This window comes from Bradyrhizobium sp. (genome assembly GCF_049586575.1).
Classification (GTDB): Bacteria; Pseudomonadota; Alphaproteobacteria; order Rhizobiales; family Xanthobacteraceae; genus Bradyrhizobium.
On record NZ_JBAVCF010000307.1, the window covers coordinates 1 to 2,896 of the forward strand.

General features: G+C 55.9%; 2 protein-coding genes. Both read left to right on the forward strand.

Annotation, left to right across the window (positions count from 1 at the left end):
- Positions 1 to 1,811, forward strand: a 1,811-nt coding sequence (locus tag WB528_RS11925; protein WP_423888618.1) for an AMP-binding protein, incomplete at its 5' end; no start/stop codon positions are given.
- A 51-nt stretch (positions 1,812 to 1,862) separates the two neighbouring features.
- Entirely contained in the window at positions 1,863 to 2,834 is a 972-nt protein-coding gene (locus tag WB528_RS11930) for an ABC transporter permease (RefSeq protein ID WP_423888619.1), read from the forward strand.
- The last annotated feature ends 62 nt before the right edge of the window (positions 2,835 to 2,896 follow it).

Here is a 2,896-nt window from a genome sequence, read left to right on the forward strand (position 1 = left end):
AGCCATATGAGACGCTAATCCCGGCGCGCAATCTGTATGAGCTCTTCGTCGCGACGGCTGAGCTCTATCCTGATCGACCGGCATTGACGGTTCTTTCTGACGGCGATCCGGCCACTGCGGTCAGATACACGCATATCGAATTGCGGCAGGAGATTGCTCGTGCCGCCAACTTGTTTCGGACCACGCTTGACGTCACGTCAAACTCTGGGACGATTGCATTTCTGTGTACGGCGCTTCCGCAGATCCCGGCGGCTCTGCTGGGGGCTCAGGTGGCCGGCGTCGCCAGTTCAATTAACTACCTCCTCAGCGAAGACGCGATTGCGGACCTTCTGGCAGCTGAAAATGCGTCCGTTCTGGTAGTGCCGTCCGAAGATAACGACCCGGTGCTCTGGAAGAAGGCAAATGCGGTTGTTGAAAGGATACCATCCATTCAAGCTGTTCTAGTGGCGGGCGGGAACGCGGCGATGGGAGGCAAGTACCGGAATCTGAGCGCCGAACTTGCCGCGCAGGGCGACGAGCTAACATTTTCTCCCACTACCGATCGCTCCGGTGTTTGCGCGCTATTCCACACCGGAGGCACGACCGGACGCCCAAAACTCGTCCGCCTGACGCATGGCAATCAAATTCATGCGGCCTGGAGCTTTGCGCAGGTCCACGGGGTTGACGAGCGGGACGTCGCTATAAACGGCTTTCCATTGTTCCATGTAGGCGGCACAATAACCACCGGTCTGTCGGTGCTGGCCGCGGGCGGTCACATTGTCATTCCGTCTGCCTACAGCCTTCGAAGCAAGGAGGCGATCCGAAATTATTGGAATATCGTTGCCGCGCTGCAGGTTACGATCGTAAGCGGCGTACCGACTTCGATTGCTGCGCTTGCGGAGCTTCCCATCGGTAGCGCCGACATTCGATCAGTCCGTATGGGTCTGACGGGTGGCTCGATATGCCCGAAGGCGGTTAGCGATCGTTTTAAATCCCGAACCGGGATCACTCTGTATGAGACCTACGGCATGACCGAGACCGCTGCGGCGATTGCCTTCAACCCCGGGCGTGGTCAGCCATTGCAGGGGAGCGTAGGATTCAGAGCACCTTTTGCTACGACCCGGATTGTAAGTCTCGCGGACCATGAGAAGATGCAGAATTGCCCCACCATGACAAGCGGACTCGTCGTCGTTAAAGGCCCCCAAGTGTTTCCAGGTTACGTGGATCCGAAGCACAACCGTGGCCTCCTCACCGACGATGGCTGGCTGATAACCGGCGACGTTGGTTACCTGACGGACGACCAACGCTTGGTGCTCACCGGTCGCGAAAAGGATATCATCGTGCGAAGTGGGCACAATATTGACCCCGCCGCAATTGAGGATGTCGCTAACGAGTTTCCCGGCGTTCAAATGAGTTCTGCGGTTGGGATGCCGGACGCCTATGCCGGCGAAGTACCTATCCTGTTTGTGGTGCCGTCGCCGGGCGAGACAATCGACATCAACCAGTTGCGCGCTCACGTCGACGAGAGAATCAACGAGCCGCCTGCAAAACCAAAGCAGATTGTCTTGCTGGAGTCCCTGCCGGTTACAGCCGTCGGAAAGATATTCAAGCCCGCTCTTCGGGACCTCGCTATTCAGGAGCGGGTACGGTTGGAAGTCTATGCGCTATTCGGTGAAAAAGCCCGATATACGGTCGAAGTGGACAAGGACGAAAGACTCAATACGGTCGTTCGTCTGTCGATCCATACGATCGATAAACATTCATTGCAGAAGCTCACCGACATTCTCGCGTCGCTCCCTCAAACCTACGTCGTTCGACAAATTGACCGCTAGGCCGGTTCGCGGGTACTGTATCGCGGTCTTCTTTTGCGAGGTTAAAGATAGATGAAGCGTTTTCGGTTCACTCAACAAGAGATCGTCTTCGCGGTATTTGTCGTTCTGTTTTTGGCGTTTGCTATTTTTCTGCCGGGGTTTTTTAGCCCGGAAAATATGCTGACGCTGCTGCAAAACGTTTCAGTTCTGGGCATTCTCGGGCTCGCAATGGCAATTGTCGTGATCGGTCGCGGCATTGATATCTCGCTTATCGCAGCACTTGCCGTTCCGCCTGGCGTTGTCTTGCAAATGGTGCAGAATGGTCATTCGCTGCCCAGCGCGCTCGTCGCAGCTGGCGCGCTTGCGATCGGCTTTGGTCTCGTCAATGGATGGCTTATTGCCTACGCCGAGGTGCCATCGCTGTTTGCAACCTTGGCGACGGGCATTTTTCTGGCTGGCCTCGGTCAGGCCGCCTTGTTCCAACTGGACGTCGTGCAGTGGAGCGAGGGTATGGCGGGATTCGAGAAACTGGGGCAGGGGACCATTCTAGGCATCCCGACCGCGATCGTTATGTTCGCGATTGCTTGTGTCGTCGTCTTCATTCTGCTGCGGCAGACAAGGTGGGGCGCCTACATTTACGCGATCGGAGACAATCCTTTTGCTGCTCGCGTAACCGGCATTCCGTCGCGACCGATCATTGTCCTTCAGTATGTTCTTGCAGCGCTGATCGGCTATTTCGCCGGCCTTGTCATGGCGGCTTCCGTCAACTCGATGCCGACCCGTATTTTCAATTCGACCCTGATTTACGACGTAATCCTCGTGGTGGTCCTCGGCGGGATAGGGCTATCAGGAGGTCGCGGCGGCGTCGTGAACGTCATTATCGGCACGCTGTTGATCGGAACGATGCTGAACGGGATGACGATTATGAACATCCCTTACGCTGGGCAAAACCTCATTAAAGGCGTGGTGCTGCTGCTCGCAGTTATCACAGATACGATCTTGAACCCAAGAAACGAAGAGACCGCACAGCAGGGCGACATATAACCAATCACTCGGAGATAGCTTCGAGGATCAAAGAGGAGGAACCTAAAATGACAGTCTATAAG